This window comes from Methyloversatilis discipulorum, from assembly GCF_000527135.1.
Taxonomy (GTDB): domain Bacteria; phylum Pseudomonadota; class Gammaproteobacteria; order Burkholderiales; family Rhodocyclaceae; genus Methyloversatilis; species Methyloversatilis discipulorum.
This window is the reverse complement of sequence record NZ_AZUP01000001.1, coordinates 3,077,772-3,094,917: the sequence shown is the minus strand read 5'-3', so window position 1 is coordinate 3,094,917 and position 17,146 is coordinate 3,077,772. Positions and strand designations below refer to the sequence as shown.

The 17,146-nt window shown below is 66.6% G+C and carries 13 protein-coding genes and 1 pseudogene; 10 read left to right on the top strand and 4 right to left on the bottom strand.

The genetic code is table 11. The features are described 5' to 3' along the window. Positions 1-2: 2 nt before the first annotated feature. The 5 genes and pseudogenes from METFAM1_RS21410 to METFAM1_RS0114390 all read left to right on the top strand — a co-directional run bounded on the left by METFAM1_RS21410 (position 3) and on the right by METFAM1_RS0114390 (position 3,942). A complete protein-coding gene (locus METFAM1_RS21410; protein ID WP_024300720.1) occupies positions 3-755 on the top strand; it encodes a copper chaperone in 753 nt (250 codons plus the stop codon). Between the two features lie 99 nt (positions 756-854). Then, positions 855-989, top strand: a pseudogene (locus tag METFAM1_RS21065) (tyrosine-type recombinase/integrase); the annotation flags it as partial. 262 nt (positions 990-1,251) lie between these two features. Further along, positions 1,252-2,295 (top strand): helix-turn-helix domain-containing protein, encoded by a 1,044-nt coding sequence (locus METFAM1_RS0114400; protein ID WP_019916062.1) that lies wholly within the window; start codon positions 1,252-1,254, stop codon positions 2,293-2,295. An 11-nt stretch (positions 2,296-2,306) separates the two neighbouring features. Beyond that, positions 2,307-2,795, top strand: a complete 489-nt coding sequence (locus METFAM1_RS0114395) for a PIN domain-containing protein (RefSeq protein ID WP_019916061.1) — start codon at positions 2,307-2,309, stop codon at positions 2,793-2,795. Positions 2,796-2,940: 145 nt separating this feature from the next. Beyond that, entirely contained in the window at positions 2,941-3,942 is a 1,002-nt protein-coding gene (locus METFAM1_RS0114390) for a virulence RhuM family protein (protein WP_019916059.1), read from the top strand. 211 nt (positions 3,943-4,153) lie between these two features. On the opposite strand, the gene METFAM1_RS0114380 is transcribed toward METFAM1_RS0114390, so the two are convergent. Next, complete coding sequence (locus tag METFAM1_RS0114380; protein ID WP_019916057.1) at positions 4,154-5,725, bottom strand: inorganic phosphate transporter; 1,572 nt, start codon at positions 5,723-5,725, stop codon at positions 4,154-4,156. A 289-nt stretch (positions 5,726-6,014) separates the two neighbouring features. Here METFAM1_RS0114380 and METFAM1_RS0114375 point away from each other — a divergent pair, with 289 nt between their 5' ends. Together METFAM1_RS0114375 and METFAM1_RS0114370 are read left to right on the top strand one after the other, a co-directional pair. Next, positions 6,015-7,499 (top strand): acetamidase/formamidase family protein, encoded by a 1,485-nt coding sequence (locus tag METFAM1_RS0114375; RefSeq protein ID WP_019916056.1) that lies wholly within the window; start codon positions 6,015-6,017, stop codon positions 7,497-7,499. Positions 7,500-7,889: 390 nt separating this feature from the next. Further along, a complete protein-coding gene (locus METFAM1_RS0114370; RefSeq protein ID WP_019916055.1) occupies positions 7,890-8,714 on the top strand; it encodes an arylamine N-acetyltransferase family protein in 825 nt (274 codons plus the stop codon). Positions 8,715-8,727: 13 nt separating this feature from the next. Here METFAM1_RS0114370 and METFAM1_RS0114365 read toward each other — a convergent pair whose 3' ends face one another. Beyond that, positions 8,728-10,920: a putative bifunctional diguanylate cyclase/phosphodiesterase gene (locus METFAM1_RS0114365; RefSeq protein WP_024300719.1), complete on the bottom strand. Its 2,193-nt coding sequence runs from the start codon at positions 10,918-10,920 to the stop codon at positions 8,728-8,730. 342 nt (positions 10,921-11,262) lie between these two features. On the opposite strand from METFAM1_RS0114365, the gene METFAM1_RS0114360 reads away from it, so the two are divergent. Genes METFAM1_RS0114360 through METFAM1_RS0114350 form a run of 3 tightly spaced genes read left to right on the top strand, consistent with a single transcriptional unit; the run spans position 11,263 to position 14,276 of the window. Then, positions 11,263-12,123, top strand: a complete 861-nt coding sequence (locus tag METFAM1_RS0114360) for a DMT family transporter (RefSeq protein ID WP_019916053.1) — start codon at positions 11,263-11,265, stop codon at positions 12,121-12,123. A 10-nt stretch (positions 12,124-12,133) separates the two neighbouring features. Beyond that, entirely contained in the window at positions 12,134-12,898 is a 765-nt protein-coding gene (locus tag METFAM1_RS0114355) for a helix-turn-helix transcriptional regulator (protein WP_019916052.1), read from the top strand. 16 nt (positions 12,899-12,914) lie between these two features. Next, positions 12,915-14,276, top strand: a complete 1,362-nt coding sequence (locus METFAM1_RS0114350; RefSeq protein ID WP_019916049.1) for a sensor histidine kinase — start codon at positions 12,915-12,917, stop codon at positions 14,274-14,276. 931 nt (positions 14,277-15,207) lie between these two features. Here the strand turns inward: METFAM1_RS0114350 and fba are convergent. Together fba and METFAM1_RS0114340 are read right to left on the bottom strand one after the other, a co-directional pair. Next, positions 15,208-16,224 (bottom strand): class II fructose-bisphosphate aldolase, encoded by a 1,017-nt coding sequence (fba, locus tag METFAM1_RS0114345; RefSeq protein WP_024300718.1) that lies wholly within the window; start codon positions 16,222-16,224, stop codon positions 15,208-15,210. Between the two features lie 45 nt (positions 16,225-16,269). Further along, the gene (locus tag METFAM1_RS0114340) at positions 16,270-17,145 is read right to left on the bottom strand and encodes a hypothetical protein (protein ID WP_019916047.1); all 876 of its coding nucleotides are present in this window, start codon (positions 17,143-17,145) and stop codon (positions 16,270-16,272) included. Position 17,146 lies beyond the last annotated feature (1 nt).

The following is a 17,146-nucleotide window of genomic DNA, read 5'->3' as shown; positions in this document are numbered from 1 at the left end:
GCATGTACTCGCTAGTGAGGGAACTCAGGACTAAGCCGGCGCCCTCTCTGATGGCGCTGTCAGCGGCAGGATTCACTATCCTTGCGATAACGAGCCCGCCCGACGCGCCGGGCTTTTCGCTTTGTGGCTCGCTTTCGTCCGTCACGCGAGCCGACCTGCATCTGCTGGTGCCAGACGGACGGACACTAAGCATTTTAACCGTAGCGTGGCTGGTAATGGTCGCAGCCATGATGCCGCTGCTTATCGTGCAGCAAGTGCGCCATGTCATGCAGTCGAGCATCGCCAGGCGAAGTAATATTGCAGCACTCCTATTTTTGGCTGGATACGGTTTGATCTGGATGGTGGCGGGGCTAGCGATGATCCCCATTGCTGCCGTAATCCACGCCTTCGGTTCACCTTCCATAGCAATCATTGCTGTCGCTATCGCGTTCGTGTGGTCCGCTTCGCCGGTCGGGGGGTGGGCGCATAATGCCTGCCACAGGCTCTACTCCGTGGCTGCCAGCGGCCCCACAGCAAACCAGGATTGCCTGGTCCATGGCGTACGAACGGGAATGGCCTGCACCGTCGCCTGCTGGCCTTGGATGATTATGTCATTCGGGTTTCCTGTAGCATTGCACCTTTCCGCCATGGCCACCGCAACGGTTGTCCTTTTTTTCGAGCGCCTTGGGCCAACGCTGAAGCCCGCCTGGCGCATGCCGTATGTGTTCCGATTAGTATTTCGCGGTAAGCCCCACAGGTCGCTTGGTCGTCCATAGGAGCCACAGTGGTGGCAATGAAAGACCGCAAACACCTCACCGCGCTCGAGGTCGAGCGCCTGATCACGGCCCCCCCGCGGCAGCCGCACCGAGCTACGCGACCGCTGCCTGATCCTCTTGATGTTCCGCCACGGACTGCGGGTATCCGAGACCTGCGCACTGAAGTTGCACCAGGTCGATCTCGAGAGCCGGGTGCTGCACGTGATCCAGCTGAAGAAGGGTGAATCGCCCTGAGTTTTCTAGACGGTTCTTCTGTTGTTCAAAAAGTATTGCCGTTCGAACTCTATCGGGGATAGCAGGCTGGTGCATCCGTGACGATGTTTCGGGGTGTAGATCATTTCGATGTAGTCGAACCCCTCCGAGTGCCTGAGCGCGCGCTTTCGGAGAACTGCAACGGACCCACTACCGATGTTGAACGCGTTTCCTCACAAGCCAGCGCCGCAATCAGGTTGACGATTTCTATAGTTTATATAGGTTGTCAACCTGGGAGGCCGCAATGATCCATGACCGCATCCGCCGTGCCCGTGTGCTCCGGGGTTTGAGCCTCGAACATCTTGCACAGAGGCTGGGCGATATCAGCAAGCAGGCATTGAGCAAGTTCGAGAAGGGCGCCGCGGTGCCGAATTCGGCGCGCCTGCTGCAACTGGCACGAGCGTTGGACGTGAAGCCCGAGTACTTCTTTCGTCCGGACGCCGTGACGCTGGCGCCGCTGGAATTCCGCAAGCTTGCGAAGATGCCGAAGTATCGACAGCAACAGGTCGAGGAGCAGATGCGTGAGCACCTGGAGCGTTACATCGCGCTGGAAAGATGCTTCGACGCGGCACATATCGCATTGGTCCCCGTTCCTGCTCGCTCCATACCCGTCACGTCCGTTGATGCCGCCGAGGATGCGGCCCGGAAGCTCAGGGAAGATTGGGCCATCGGTGGCGATGCGATCGCCAATCTGACCGAACTGCTCGAAGACCATGGAATCAAGGTCGCGCTGCTTGACGGGCCGGATGACTTCGACGGCGCTTGCGCCGCTACCCAGGACGAGCAGCACGTGCTGATTGCCCTGAACCGCACCCGCCCCGGCGAGCGCATGCGCTTCACCGCAGCGCATGAGCTGGGGCACTGGATCATGGCACTGCCGGACTCGATGCCGGAGAAGGACAAGGAGTCCTGCTGCCATCGCTTCGCCGGCGCCTTCCTGTACACCCGGGACCAGGTCGTCCTGGATTTCGGCAGCCATCAGCGCTCCAGGGTTCACATGATGGAATTGCTGAACGCAAAGCGGCGTTACGGCGTGTCCATGCAGGTCGCTCTGCGTCGGCTGAAGGATCTGGATCTGCTGAGCGACCCGGGCTATCGGTCGGCGTCGATCCAGTTCAGCACGAATGGCTGGCGTTCTTCCGAGCCGGAACCTCTGCTCGCCGAGCAGCCCCGCCGCTTCGAATCTCTGGTGTTCTGGGGTTTGGCCGAGGGGCTATTCACCCCGTCCCGCGCGTCCGAATTCCTGCAGCGGCCGATCGATCAGCTTGAGCCCACGATGGCGGTGTAGGCCGTTTCCGCATGAGCCGGATCTACATCAGCGGCACCAATATCTGGATTGATTTCAACAACGCTGGCCTGCTCGACGAGTTGTTCCAGCTGCCGTTTGCGCTCTGCTGTACCGATTTCGTACTGGAAGAGCTCAAGGACTTCGATCATGCCGCCCTGCTTACGCGAGGCCTGATTGTCGAGGGGATGGACGGAACGGCAATCGTCGAACTGCACAGCATGATGATCGCGCACAACAACAGTTCCCTGCCTGATGTCTCCTGCTACTTTCTGGCTCGGCAGACCGCGCGACCGCTGCTCACCGGTGATGGCCGACTGAGAAAGCAGGCACAGAAGGACGGCCTGGAAGTGCACGGCGCCCTATGGCTTCTGGATCGTCTGGTCGAGCACGCGGTGATCCCGCCGGCTCGCGCCGCGGACGGGCTCGAGCACATGTTGCGGAGGAACGCGCGTTTGCCCCATGTCGAATGCCAGACTCGACTGAAGCAGTGGCGAGAGTAGATTGAAAGCCGGTTTTCTATACACGTCGCCAGAACATGTATAGAAAACGGCGATTTTCTATACATGTCGCGCATTGAGCTGACGGCAATGATCGCCGCTGAAGCGGCACGGTGAGTGCAGCAGAACGCATACCGCAGAAAACATCATGAGCGAACTGATTCTCTACGCCACCGAAGACGGACGCAGCCAGATCAGGCTTTGGGCCGAACAGCAGACGGTCTGGCTTACGCAGCTGGAAATGGCCGAGTTGTTCGATGCCACGAAGCAGAACATATCGCTGCACCTGAAGAACGTCTTCAAGGAAGGCGAGTTGATCAAGGAATCAGTTGTCAAGGAATCCTTGACAACTGCGGCTGACGGCAAGCGGTATCGGACGCAGCTCTACAACCTCGACGCCATCCTTGCCGTCGGCTACCGGGTGCGCTCACCGCGCGGGGTGCAGTTCCGCCGCTGGGCGTCCACGGTGCTGAAGGAATACCTGCTCAAGGGCTTCGTGCTGGATGACGAGCGCCTGAAGAATCCGGATGGCCGGCCGGACCACTTCGATGAAATGCTGGCGCGCATCCGGGACATCCGTGCCTCGGAGAAGCGTTTCTACCAGAAGGTGCGCGACCTGTTCGCCCTGAGCAGCGATTACGACAGGACCGACCAGGCGACGCAGACCTTCTTCGCCACCGTGCAGAACCTGTTGCTGTACGCCGTGACGCAACAGACCGCAGCCGAGCTGATCACGGCGCGCGCCAACCCGGACGATCCGCACTTCGGCCTGCTGAACTGGCAGGGCGCCCGGGTGCGCAAGCAGGACATCCTGGTCGCCAAGAACTACCTGACCGAAGACGAAATCGACACCCTGAACCGTCTGGTGGTGATCTTTCTGGAAACGGCCGAACTGCGCACCAAGCGCCGCGAGGAAATCCGCATGAGCTTCTGGCGCCAGAACGTGGATCAGATCATCGCGAGCAACGGCTTCCCGGTGCTCGCGCATGCGGGCACGGTGAGCCACGCACAGATGGAGCGCAGCACGAGCGCGCTGTACGACGACTACGACCTGCGCCGCCGACAGGAGGAAGCACGTCAGGCCGACGCGCAGGACGATGCCGAGTTGAAGGCGCTGGAGAACGCCCTGAAGAAACGCGCGAAGCCGTGACTGAAACCGGGCAACCGGCCGCAGTCGGATCCAGTGGGGCAATGGAATCCTGCGAAGCGGCGGAGCACGCGGCTTCCGATCATCTTCGTGGCGTCACGAAACTGATCGAGCCGGGCACGGTGCCTGTGTTGAGCGGAACAGAACAGCGCTGCCGCAACATCGTGCCGATGTACGCGCCGTAGGCGCGGTTCAGCCGACCGGGCCCCCACCCTCACGCATGCACGATCCCGAAGATCATGTAGTAGATCATCGCCGCCATCAGTGCCGAGGCGGGTACGGTGACGATCCAGGCGGCGGCGATCTTGAACAGGGCTGAGCGCTTCACCAGTTCGTGCCGGTGCGTGCGCTTGATCGCCTTGCGCTCGTGCTTGGACAGCTGCGCCTGCGCGGTGTGCGCCTTCAACGCGTCGAGCATCGCGCGCTTGCCCTTCTTGTCGGCTTTCTCGAAGTCGTTCAGGAAGGCTTCGACGACTTCCTTGTCGGCGCCCTGGTGGTGGCTCTTGATCTCGGCAAGGGTCTGCGCGTAGCTGGTCTTGATGTACTCGCGCAGGAAGCCGACGCCGAACACGCCGCCCAGCGCGATGTGGGTCGAACTGACCGGCAGGCCCAGTTGCGAGGCGATGATGACGGTGAGCGCGGCCGCCATCGCGATGCTGAATGCGCGCATCGGGTCGAGCTCGGTGATTTCGTGGCCGACGGTGCGGATCAGCTTGGGGCCGTACAGCGCCAGACCGATGGCGATGCCGATGGCGCCGATCATCATCACCCACAGCGGCACGGCGGCCTTGGCGGACACGGCGCCGTGCAGCACGGTGTCGGTGATCGCGGCGAGCGGGCCGATGGCGTTCGCGACGTCGTTGGCGCCGTGGGCAAAGCTCAGCAGCGCGGCGGCGAACACGAGCGGCAGGCCGAACAGGGAATTGATGCTGGCCTTGCTGTTGTTCAGCCGGTGCGCGGTGCGCTGCAGATGGGCGCGCACCAGCAGCCAGGTGACGATGCCGAGGCCGGCACCGATGGCACAGGCGGTGGTGAAGTCGACCTTCCACACCTTGTTCAGCCCCTTCAGGATGAGATAGGTGGAGAAGGACGCGGCCATGATGCCCATCAGTACCGGCACCGTGCGCTGCGCGGCGGCGACCATGTCGCTGCGGTAGGTGATGGCGCGCTTGATCCAGTACAGGAAGCCGGCCGCCACCAGACCGCCCAGCACCGGCGACACCACCCAGCTGGCGACGATGCCGCCCACCATGTCCCACTTGCCGGCCGCCATGCCGCCGGCGGCGACGCCGGCACCCAGCACCGCGCCGACGATGGAGTGCGTGGTCGACACCGGCGCGCCGACCGCGGTGGCGATGTTGAGCCACAGCGCACCGGCCAGCAGCGCGGCCGTCATCACCCAGACGAAGCGGTTGCTGTCGGCGATCGCGGCCGGGTCGATGATGCCGCCGCGTATGGTCGAGGTGACGTCGCCGCCGGCGATCAGTGCGCCGGCCACTTCGAAGATGGCGGCGATGACGATGGCGCCGGTCATGCTCAGCGCGCGCGAGCCGACCGCCGGGCCGACGTTGTTGGCGACGTCGTTGGCGCCGATGTTCATTGCCATGTAGCCGCCTATCATGGCCGCCACCACCAGCATGATGCCGCCCGGGCCCTGCAGGCCCACGCCGAGCGCGGCGTAGATCATGGTGCCGACGACGAACAGCAGGCCGATGCCCAGACGGAGGATTTCGCGGCGGCTGCGCTGCACAGCCTTTTCAATATCGGAATAGTTTTCGAGTTCCATGCGCTTTCGGGGCGGTCTGACCGCCAGATCCGGAGGCACTCGCGGCGATTGCCGGCGAGGGCGGATTCCGGGGAGCGCGAAGTTTATTACACGTCACATTCGCACCCCGGCCTGTTTGCGCAAACTTCGGTCAGGCCGCATCGCGGCCCAGTTGCAGTGCGCAACGCACCCCTTCCGTGCGCTTCCCTGGCATGGAGCCATTGATTTTCAAGGCTTTTCCTTCCGGCACGATTGATGCACCGCCGCACGCGGTGTTTCACATCCCCACTGACCAGAAGGAGAACGCCCCATGTCTGCCTGCACCCATCCCGCGCACCAGCACTGCAGCTTCTGCGATCCGAACGGCCGTCTGACGGTGAAGGTGGACGGAAACGGCGAGCCCGAACTGCGCACGCCAGCGCCACCCGATCCGGCGAGGCGCGGTCTGCTCAAGGGGTCACTGGCGGCGGGGTTCGGTACGCTGAGTGCCGGCTGGGTCGGTCAGTCGATGGCGCGCGAGGCCGACGGCTCGATGAAGACGCGCAACCACTATTACATCGCCGCCAGCGCCGACACCGTGCACTGGGGCTATTTCTCGAAATCGCTGAAGCCGCAGGTCGAAATCAACCCGGGTGACTTCGTCACCATCGAAACGCTGACCCACCACGCCGGCGACGATTACGAACGCATGATAAAGGGCGACCCCGGCGCCGAAAGCGTCTTCTACTGGGACAAGAAGAAGAAGGGCGTCATCCGCCGTGGTGCCGGTCCGATGGACGCCAGCCTGTTCGGGCGCGGCGCCGGCGAAGGCCTCGGTGTACATATATGCACCGGCCCGGTGTACGTGAAGGGCGCCGAAGAGGGCGACGTGCTCGAAGTGCGCATCGTCGACGTCGCACCTCGGCCGAGCGCCAACCCGAGCTACAAGGGCAAGAGCTTCGGCGTCAACGCGGCCGCCTGGTGGGGCTTTCACTACAAGGACCTGATCACCGAGCCGAAGAACCGCGAAGTGATCACCATCTACGAAATCGACGCCGGGCTGGACCGCAACTGGGCGCAGGCGGTGTACAACTTCCAGTGGACGCCGCAGACCGACCCCTTCGGCGTCGTGCACAAGACCATCGACTACCCGGGCGTCGTCGTCGACCACTCGACGGTGAAGGAGAACCACGGCGTGCTGAAGAACATCCGCGTGCCGGTGCGGCCGCACTTCGGTGTCGCCGGCGTCGCGCCGAAGGAGGCGGACATGGTCGATTCCATCCCGCCCAGCTACACCGGCGGCAACATCGACAACTGGCGCATCGGCAAGGGCGCCACGATGTACTACCCGGTCGCGGTCAAGGGTGCGCTGTTCTCGGTCGGCGATCCGCACGCCGGCCAGGGTGACTCCGAACTGTGCGGCACCGCGATCGAGTGTTCGCTGACCGGCACCTTCCAGTTCATCCTGCACAAGAAGGCCGACCTCGCCGGCACCTCGCTCGCCAAGCTCGAATACCCGCTGCTCGAAACGCAGGACGAGTGGGTGATCCACGGCTTCAGCTTCGCCAACTACCTGGCCGAACTGGGCGACAAGGCGCAGAGCGACATCTACGCCAAGTCCTCAGTGGATCTGGCGCTGCGCGACGCCTTCCGCAAGAGCCGCGCCTTCCTGATGGACACCCAGGGCCTGACCGAAGACGAAGCGATTTCGCTGCTGTCGGTCGGCGTCGACTTCGCCGTCACCCAGGTGGTCGATGGCAACTGGGGCGTGCATGCGGTGATCAGGAAGGCACTGTTCTCCGGCGGCAGCCTGTAGCGGCTTCGGCGCCAGGGTCTGTTGTGGGAGGCCGCGCGAGCTGCCGACAGAGCCTGGGCCGGGCGCGATCCCTGTGAGAGCGGCCTTGGCCGCGACGCGGCTGCCGCAGTCCGCCGGCTTCGATGTACGTCGCTGTCGGGGTCAGAAGGCCCCTCCCACAGAACCCCGGCTCCGGCCACCGTTCGGGCGCAACCCCTGTAGGAGCGGTCTTCTGACCGCGACACGGCGGAGGCAGGCCGCTGACTTCGATACCCGCCGCTGTCCGGGCCAGAAGACCCCTCCCACAAAACCCCAAGTCACCCGGCACGGTCGGGCACTCGTGATGCGCTGCGCATGTCATCGCGCCCTGCCCGCTTCATCATGCGCGGCTGCCGACAACTGCCTCGCTCCATGTCCTCCCCTTTCCCGCTCGACACCTACCTCGCACGCATCGACTGGACCACCGCTGCCCCGGCGTCCTGTGACGCTGCGACACTCGATGCGCTCATCCTCGCGCACACCATCGCCATCCCCTTCGAGAACCTCGACCCGCTGCGGCGCAAGCCGGTCGCCGTGGATGCGGCAACGGTCGCCGCGAAGCTGATCGACGCCCGCCGCGGCGGCTTCTGTTTCGAGCACGGCCGGCTGTTCGCCGATGCGCTGCGCGCGCTGGGCTACCCGGTGCGCGAACTGGCGGCGCGCGTCATGTGGATGCAGCCGGACGACGCGCTGACGCCGCAATCGCACATGCTGCTCGATGTCGATACGCCGGACGGCGCACGACTGGTCGACGTCGGCTTCGGTGGCCTCACCGTCACCGCCGGTCTGCGCTGGGAAGACGGGCTGGAGCAGCGCACGCCGCACGGCGCCTACCGCCTGCTGAAGCGCGACGACTACTGGTGGCTGCAGTCACTGATCGCCGGCGAGTGGAGGAGCCTGTATCGCGTGCGTCGCGTCGACATGCACGGCTGCGACTACGAGGCGTCCAGCTACTTCCTGTCCACCCACCCGCAGTCCCTCTTCACCGGCAACCTGATGCTGGCGCGCGCCGGTGTCGATCGCCGGTGGACGCTGTTCAACCGCGACCTGTCCGAATATCGTGCTGACGGCAGCGTGGCGCGCCGCACGCTGGCCGACGGCGACGCGCTGATCGCGACGGTGCAGGATCTGTTCGGTCTGCCGGTCGCCGACCAGCCCGACCTGCTCACCCCGCTGCGCGCAGTGGCCACGGACTGAGCCGACCGCGCGATCAGCCGTTCGAGGTCCGGCTGCCGCCGACCAGCCCGAAGGCGCGCGAGAACTGTTCGGCCGACAGCGCCTGCCCGAACAGATAGCCCTGCCCGTGCACGCAGCCCTCGCGGAACAGGCGTATGCGTTGCACGTCACGCTCGATGCCTTCGGCGATGCTGTCCAGCTCGAAGCTGCGCGTGATGTCGAGTATGGCGCGCACGACCGAGGCGTCCCGCTCCGACTCCAGCATGCCCTCGACGAAGGAACGGTCGATCTTGATCCGCGTCAGTGGGTAGCGCTTGAGCAGGCTCAGCGACGCGTAGCCGGTGCCGAAATCGTCGAAGGACACGCCGACGCCGAGCGCCCGCACGCGCTGCAGCGTGTCCAGCACCAGATCGTCGTGGTCGAGCACGATGTTCTCGGTCACTTCCAGTTCGAGCGCTTCCGGCGGCAGGCCATGCTTGTCGAGCGCCGCCTGCACCTGCGCGGCCAGATCGCCGACGCGGAACTGGGCGCCGAACAGATTCACCCCCATGCGGAAATCCGGCGCGCCGTTGCGTCGCCAGTACGCTGCCTGCGCGCAGGCCTCCTCCAGTGCCCAGGCGCCGACGGTGGCGGCGAGCGGCCCACCTTCGAGCGCCGGCAGGAAGGCGGCCGGCGACAGCAGACCGCGTTCCGGATGCAGCCAGCGTATCAGCGCCTCGGCGCCGGTCAGCGCACCGTCGTACAGCCTCACCTGCGGCTGGTAGAACAGCAGGAACTCGCCGGCGTGCGCCGCCCGGTGCAGCTCCATGCTGTACAGCCGGCGCGCCACCGCCTCCATGCGCAATGCGGGCTGGAAGGTGAAGCACTGCGCGCGGCCTATGCTCTTGGCCTTGAACAGCGCGAGGTCGGCATTGCCTATCAGTTCCAGCGCTTCGTCGGCCTGCTGCGGCGCCACCGCAATGCCGCAACTGGCGGCGACACGCACCTCGTGGCCGTCGGCGACGATGGGCATCTCGATCGCACGCAGCACGATCTGAGACACCATCGCAGCGCTTTCCGGGTCATCGGTGCCGGCCAGCAGCAGCGCGAATTCGTCGCCACCGATGCGCGCCGCGAAGCCCTGCATGCCGGCGACCGCCTCCAGCCGGCGGCCGACTTCCTGCAGGATGTTGTCGCCGATCGCGTGGCCCAGCGTGTCGTTCACGTCCTTGAAGCCGTCGAGGTCGATCATGATGACGGCGGCGGGCAGAGGTCGTGCCAGCGTGTCTTCGACGCGGCGGAAGAAGCCGGCGCGGTTGGCCAGGCCGGTCAGGCCGTCGGTGCTGGCCATGCGGCGCAGCGCGTTCTCCCGCTCGCGTCGTTCGGTGCAGTCCTGCAGGTGGGCGCTGAAGGTGACGCCCGCTGCTTCGCGGTGCATGAACAGCGTCAGCCCGAGCAGCAGTTCGACGCCGTCGCTGCGCAGTCCGATGATGTCCTTCGGCACGTCCAGCCCTTCGAGCGAGCCCTGTGCAACGGCGCGGGCGAGCAGGTCGCGGAAGGCGGCCCGGTCGCGTTCGGGCAGCAGCGCGTCGACCGGTTCGCCGAGGCCTTGCGTCGGCGTGCGGCCGAGCAGCGCGGCAGCGGCGCTGTTGCAGCCGATCAGCTTCGCTGTCGCGTCGAAGGCGATCAGCGGGTTCGGTGCGTTGCGGGCGAAGTCGTCGAAAGCAGGGCGGCTGTGTTCGGGTGACACCTCGATGCGGCGCAGTTCCATGCGGTCGGCGGCCATCTTCGCCAGTTCGCGCAGCCGCTCGCAGTCGTCATCGGTGAAATCGTCGTGCGGCCGGCTGTCGATCACGCACAGCGCGCCGAGCGCGTGGCCGTCCGGCGCCAGCAGCGGCACGCCGGCGTAGAAGCGCAGACTCGCGCTGCCGGTGACCAGCGGATTGTCGTGGAAGCGTTCGTCCAGAAGCGCATCCGGCACCACCATCACGTCGTGCTGATTGATCGCGTGCGCGCAGAAGGACACGTCGCGCCGCATATCGACCGCTTCGTCGATGCCGGTGCTGGCGGCGAAGAACACGTGATCGCTGCCGATCAGGTTCACCGCGGCGACCGGCATGCCGAACATGCGTGCGGCGATGCGCACCACCGGGTCGAGGCTGGGTAGCTGGTGGTCGCTGTCCAGCCCGTAGGCCGACAGCGCTTCGAGCCGCTCGGGCTCGGTCGGAAAAATCGAAGGGCATTTCATCGACACCTCCTGCAAGGTACCGGGGCCGTGGGGCATGACGCGTACGCAATGCCACGGCGAGACGGGTCCGGCATGGACGACCCGTTCAGGGCGCCCTGCTTGATGCGATCACAGTGAATGGAAATTGTTTCATCGAATGCGCCGGCATCGCCGTGCTGAAATTGCCGATTACATATATGCAAAGCGAAAGCGGGAAATCATCACAGCTCGTTGGCGCGCGCATCTGTACCGCACAATCTGTACTTGCTGTGCCGGTCCGTCGGTTCAGGTCGCTGCAGTTTTCGACAAGACAGGCCGGCACCGGCGGCTGCAGACTGCGTTCTTTGTTCTGTCAGTGACGCCGTGTCCGCGCTGTTCGCACCTGCCCTCTTCGTCCTCGTCTGGTCCACCGGTTTCATCGTCGCGCGGGCCATCGACGGCGTGGCCGACCCGGCCCTCTTCCTGCTCGCCCGCTTCACGCTGACCACGCTGCTGTACAGCGCCATCGCGCTGGCGCTGCGCGCAGCCTGGCCGGCGCGCGAACAGTGGCCCAAGCACCTGCTGGCCGGTGCCTTGCTGCAGGGCGTGTATATGGGTGGCGGCTACTGGGCAGTGGCGCACGGGCTGTCGCCGGCGGTGATGGCGCTGCTCGCCACGCTGCAGCCGATGTTCACCGCGCTGATCGCGCAGCGCCTGTTCGACGAACCGCTGGGCCGCCATTTCTGGGGCGGTCTGCTGGCCGGCGCGCTCGGTGTCGTGCTGGTGCTGGCGCCACGGCTGGCCAGCGTCGGCGCGGAGGCGTTGTCGCCGCTGGTGGTTGGCGTGGCGCTGGTGGCGGTGGCCGGCATCACCGCTGGCACGCTGGTGCAGAAAAGCTCGATCGCCGCCGCCGACCTGTTCAGTTCGAGTGCCATCCAGAACGCCGGCGGTGCGCTGGTCTGCCTGCTTATCGCGCTGGCGCTCGGCGAGTCGCTGTGGGTACCCGGCCTTGCGCTGTGGGCGGCGCTCGCCTGGGCGGTGTTCGGCCTGTCGGCCATCGGCAGCACCTTGCTTGTGTGGATGGTGCGTCGCGGTTCGGCGGCGAAGGTGAGCGTGCTGGTGCTGCTGGCACCGCCGCTGGCCGCGGCGCAGGCGGCGCTGCTCTTCGGCGAGCGGCTGGCGCCGTTGCAGATGGCCGGCTTCGCGCTGGCGCTGGGCGGCGTGCTACTGTGCCGGCGTCGCTGAAAGTCATGTCATGCACGCTGCCGATCCCAACGTCGATACCCGCTGCTACGCGGCCGAACCGGCCGGGCACGCGCACGACTTCCACCAGGTCGTGCTGGGCGGCGACGGCGGTACCGAGCTGGAGCTCGACGGTCACTTGCACCGGGTCGATGCCGGCGCCGGGCTGCTGATTCCGGCCGGCACCCGGCACGACTACCGCGGGCTGGACGCGGCCAACCGCCAGCTGGTGGTCGACCTGCCGGCAGCGTCGGTCGCCTTGCCGGCGTCGCTGTTCCGCCGTCCGCGCGCTTTCGCCATCGACGCCGCGCTGCGCCGGCGCGTGCAGCCGCTGCTCGGGCTGGCCGGAGAGCGCGTGTCGCGGCCGCGTCACTGGCTGCTGGCGACCCGTTTTGCCGACGATCTGGCGCAGCGTCTGCACGCCGCACCGACCGACGACGACGCGCGCCGTTTCCCGGTTGCCCGCATCGACGGCTGGCTGCGTCGCCACGCCGGCGACGCACCGCCGCTGAAGGAACTGGCAGCCCGCTTCGGCTATGGTCCGCGCCGCTTCCACGATCTCTTCGTCGACGCCTTCGGCGAGCCGCCGCACCGCTACCTGATCCGCCTGCGCCTGGATGCCGCGCTCGCGCTGCTCGACGACAGCACGCGCGCACTCGGCGACATCGCGCTCGACACCGGCTTCGCCGACCAGTCGGCGTTCACCCGCCGTTTCACCCAGCGCTTCGGCCTGCCGCCCGGTCACTGGCGACGCGCCGCCGGCCGCAGCGCCCGCTGACCCTGGCGCCGCCACGATGACCGACCTGCCCAAGCCCGCCGACACCGACGCCCTGATCGCACGCGCCCACATCGAAGGCGTGGACGAATCGACCTGGCTGGACGTGATCCAGCGCATGGACGAGGTGTATTCGCAGCTGGTCAGCGACGAAATCGCGCTCGAACAGAAGAACGTCGAGCTGGAGCAGTCGCAGCAGTTCATCTTCAGCGTCATGTCCGCGATGTCGGACGTGCTGCTGGTGTGCAACGAGCGCGGCGAGATCGAGGAAACCAACGCCGCGCTGTGCGAACTGGTCGGCCGCAGCGACGACGAACTGCGCGGCACGCCGGTGTTTGCGCTGCTCGCCGACGACGACAGCCGCGCGCGCATGCGCAGCGTGCTCGACGACGCCAACCCGTCGCGCCGCGGGCAGGCGGTCGAACTGAATCTGCGCGACGGCGAGGGCCGCCCGGTGCCGGTCGACACCAATCTGACGCCGCGTTTCGCACGCAACGGCAAGCGCGCCGGCACCGTGTTCGTCGGCCGCCCGACGGCCGAACTGAAGCGCGCCTACCACGAGCTGCGTGAGGCGCACGAGGCGCTGAAGCTGGCGCAGCAGCAACTGCTGCACTCGGAGAAGATGGCCTCGCTCGGCCGTCTGGTGGCCGGCGTTGCGCACGAACTGAACAACCCGATCAGCTTCGTGCTCGGCAATGTTCATGCGCTGAAGAAGTACAGCGAGCGCATGGGCCGCTATATCGACGCGGTGCATGCGGGCGCTTCCGACGAGGAACTGGGTGAACTGCGCACCAAGCTGCGCATCGAGCACCTGCTGAAGGATCTGCCCTCGCTGATCGAAGGCACGATGGAAGGCGCGCAGCGCACCGCCGACATCGTGAACGGCCTGAAGCGTTTCTCGGCGGTGGACCCGGAAGGTCGCACCGCGGTCGACCTGAATGCCGTGATCGAGCGCGCCATCCACTGGATACGCAAGGGCACCACCGCCGCCGTCGACATGTACTGGGATGCCGGCGCGCCCTGCGTCGTCATGGGCAGCGCCGGCCAGCTGCAGCAGGTGGTGATGAACCTGCTGCAGAACGCCTGCGACGCCGCCGGTGCCGACGGCCGCGTCGCCGAACTGTCCATCGATTGCGGCGTCGCAGGCGACCGCGTCCGCATGACCCTGCGCGACAACGGCCCGGGCATTCCGGACGAATACCTGTCGCGCATCTTCGAACCCTTCTTCACCACCAAGCCGGTCGGCAAGGGCACCGGCCTCGGCCTGTCCATCAGCTACGGCATCGTCGAACAGCACGGCGGCACACTGGTCGCCCGCAACCACCCGGACGGCGGCGCCGAATTCGTGCTCGAACTGCCGGCGGCTGCCTCGCTTACCTGATCGCGCTTGCATCGATGTCGGAAGGGGTTTTCCGACCCCGACTGCATCGTGGATCGAAGCCGGCGGACTGCGAGGGCCCTGTCGCGGCCAAGGCCGCTCCCACAGAAAGTGCGCCCGACCCGCGGCCGGGGTTCTGTGGGAGGGGTCTTCTGACCCCGACGCGGCCTGTGATCAAGCACCGCCTCCCGCTCATGCGCCGCGGTCGCGGTCAGAAGACCGCTCCTACAAGGGGTCTGCTCTCGACCCGCGGCCCGAGCCTGGACCGGGGTTCTGTGGGGGGGGTCTTCTGACCCCGACGCGGCCTGTGATCAAGCACGGCCTCCCGCTCAGGTGCAGCGGTCGCGGTCAGAAGACCGCTCCTACAAGGGGTCTGCTCTCGACCCGCGGCCCGAGCCTGGACCGGGGTTTTGTGGGAGGGGTCTTCTGACCCCGACGGGGCTTGTGATCGAGTGCTGCCTCCCACTCAGGCGCCGCAGTCGCGGTCAGAAGACCGCTCCTACAGGGGGCGTGCTCTTGTTCCGCGGCCCGAGTCTGGACCGGGGTTCTGTGGGAGGGGTCTTCCGACCCCGACGCGGCCTGTGATCAAGCACGGCCTCCCGCTCAGGCGCAGCGGTCGCGGTCAGAAGACCGCTCCTACAGGGGGTCTGCTCTCGACCCGCGGCCCGAGCCTGGACCGGGGTTCTGTGGGAGGGGTCTTCCGACCCCGACGGGGCTTGTGATCAAGCACCGCCTCCCGCTCAGGCGCCGCAGTCGCGGTCAGAAGACCGCTCCTACAGAGGGCGTGCTCTTGTTCCGCGGCCCGAGCCTGGACCGGGTTTTGTGGGAGAGGTCTTCTGACCCCGACGGGGCTTGTGATCGAGTGCTGCCTCCCAGTCAGGCGCCGCGGTCGCGGTCAGAAGACCGCTCCTACGAGGGTGTGTTTTCGCGATGATCAGGCCGCCTTGCGCAGTACGATGCGCCCGGCCATGCCGGCGCAGCCGAAGGCTTCGAAGCGTTCGATGCAGAGGTCGCGGGCGGCGGTCATGGCGTCCTTCATGAACTTGCGCGGGTCGAACTCGGACGGGTCCTTCGCCATCGCGCGGCGCATGGCGCCGGTCATGGCGAGGCGGATGTCGGTGTCGATATTCACCTTGCGCACGCCGTGGCGGATGCCTTCCTGGATTTCCTCGACCGGTACGCCATAGGTTTCGCGGATGTCGCCGCCATGCTCGCGGATGATGCCCAGCCAGTCCTGCGGCACGCTGCTGGAGCCGTGCATGACCAGGTGGGTGTTCGGGATGCGTGCGTGGATGGCCTTGATACGGTCGATGGCGAGGATGTCCCCGGTCGGCTTGCGGCTGAACTTGTAGGCGCCGTGGCTGGTGCCGATGGCGATGGCCAGCGCGTCGACGCCGGTGGCGGCGACGAAGTCGGCCGCCTGTTCCGGGTCGGTCAGCATCTGTTCATGGGTGAGCACGCCGGCCGCACCCACGCCGTCTTCCTCGCCGGCGGTGCCGGATTCCAGCGAGCCGAGGCAGCCCAGTTCGCCTTCGACCGACACGCCGACCGCGTGCGCGATGTCGACCACGCGGCGGGTCACGTCCACGTTGTACTCGTAGCTGGCGGGCGTCTTCGCGTCCTCCATCAGCGAGCCGTCCATCATGACGCTGGTGAAGCCGGAGCGGATGGCCTGCACGCACACCGCGGCGCTGGCACCGTGGTCCTGGTGCATGACGACCGGGATGTCCGGATACATTTCAGCCGCCGCTTCGACCATCTTGCGCAGGAAGGGCTCGCCGGCGTACTTCCGCGCGCCGGCCGAGGCCTGCAGGATGACCGGCGCATTCACCTTCTGCGCCGCCTGCATGATGGCCTGTATCTGTTCCAGGTTGTTGATGTTGAAAGCGGGCACGCCGTAGCCGTGTTCGGCGGCGTGGTCGAGCAGCTGACGCAGGGAAATCATGGGCATGGTCTTTTCCTTAGGGGCTAGGGATTGGGGATGAGGGGCTGGGGGTCAGAGGCGGTGCATGGCGCGGGCGGTGTCGACCACGCGGTGGGCGTAGCCGAGGTCGCCGCGGTAGCCGGCGCACACTTTGACGACGCGGCCAGACACCTGGGTCCAGCCGGATTCGAAGATGCAGGAGCGGGTGTCGCGCTCGGACAGCGCGGTGGTGAAGGGCGTGTCGCCGTAGCGCACGATGTCGGCCCAGTCGCCGAAGGCGGCAGCCTGCATCAGCGTGTTCACCTCTTCCACCGAGGTGGTGCGCTCGGCGACGAACACCATGCCGATCAGCGACGCGTGCACGCCGGGGATGCGCATCGGTTCGGTTTCGTCGAAGCAGTGGTCCAGCTCCGGCAGCACGCGGTGCAGGTGTTCGGCCGCACCCGTGCGTTGCGGCAGGCCGCCCGCATCCACGTCGTGCGGCCGGCTGTGTACGGCGGTCAGCATCGCGTTGGAAATGCCGAGCGCATCGTGCAGCACGCGTGCCACCGGCGCGATGCAGTGCGTGGCCCGGCAGGCGCTGTGCACGCGCCGGTGGCTGTCGCGCAGCGCGCCGTGGTTGATGCCATAGACGACGGTGGCGTCCGCCGCTGCCCCGGCCGGCGCGCAGCTCAACACCTTGCGCGCGCCGGCCTGCAGGTGCGCCCGTGCGTCGCCGCCGGCACAGTCGAGCACGACGTCCACCGCGTGCCGCTTCCACGGCAGGCGGCGGGTGTCGCGCTCGCGCAGTCGCGGAACGTCGGCACCCCCGACGTCCGCATCGGCGTCGCTGCTGCCGGGCGGCGCGTTCAGCGCGACCAGTTCGAAATCGTCGCGGCCGGCCAGCGCGCGCAGCACGCTGGCGGCGAGACGGCCGCTGCCGTCGATGGCGATGCGGGTCGGCGTCACG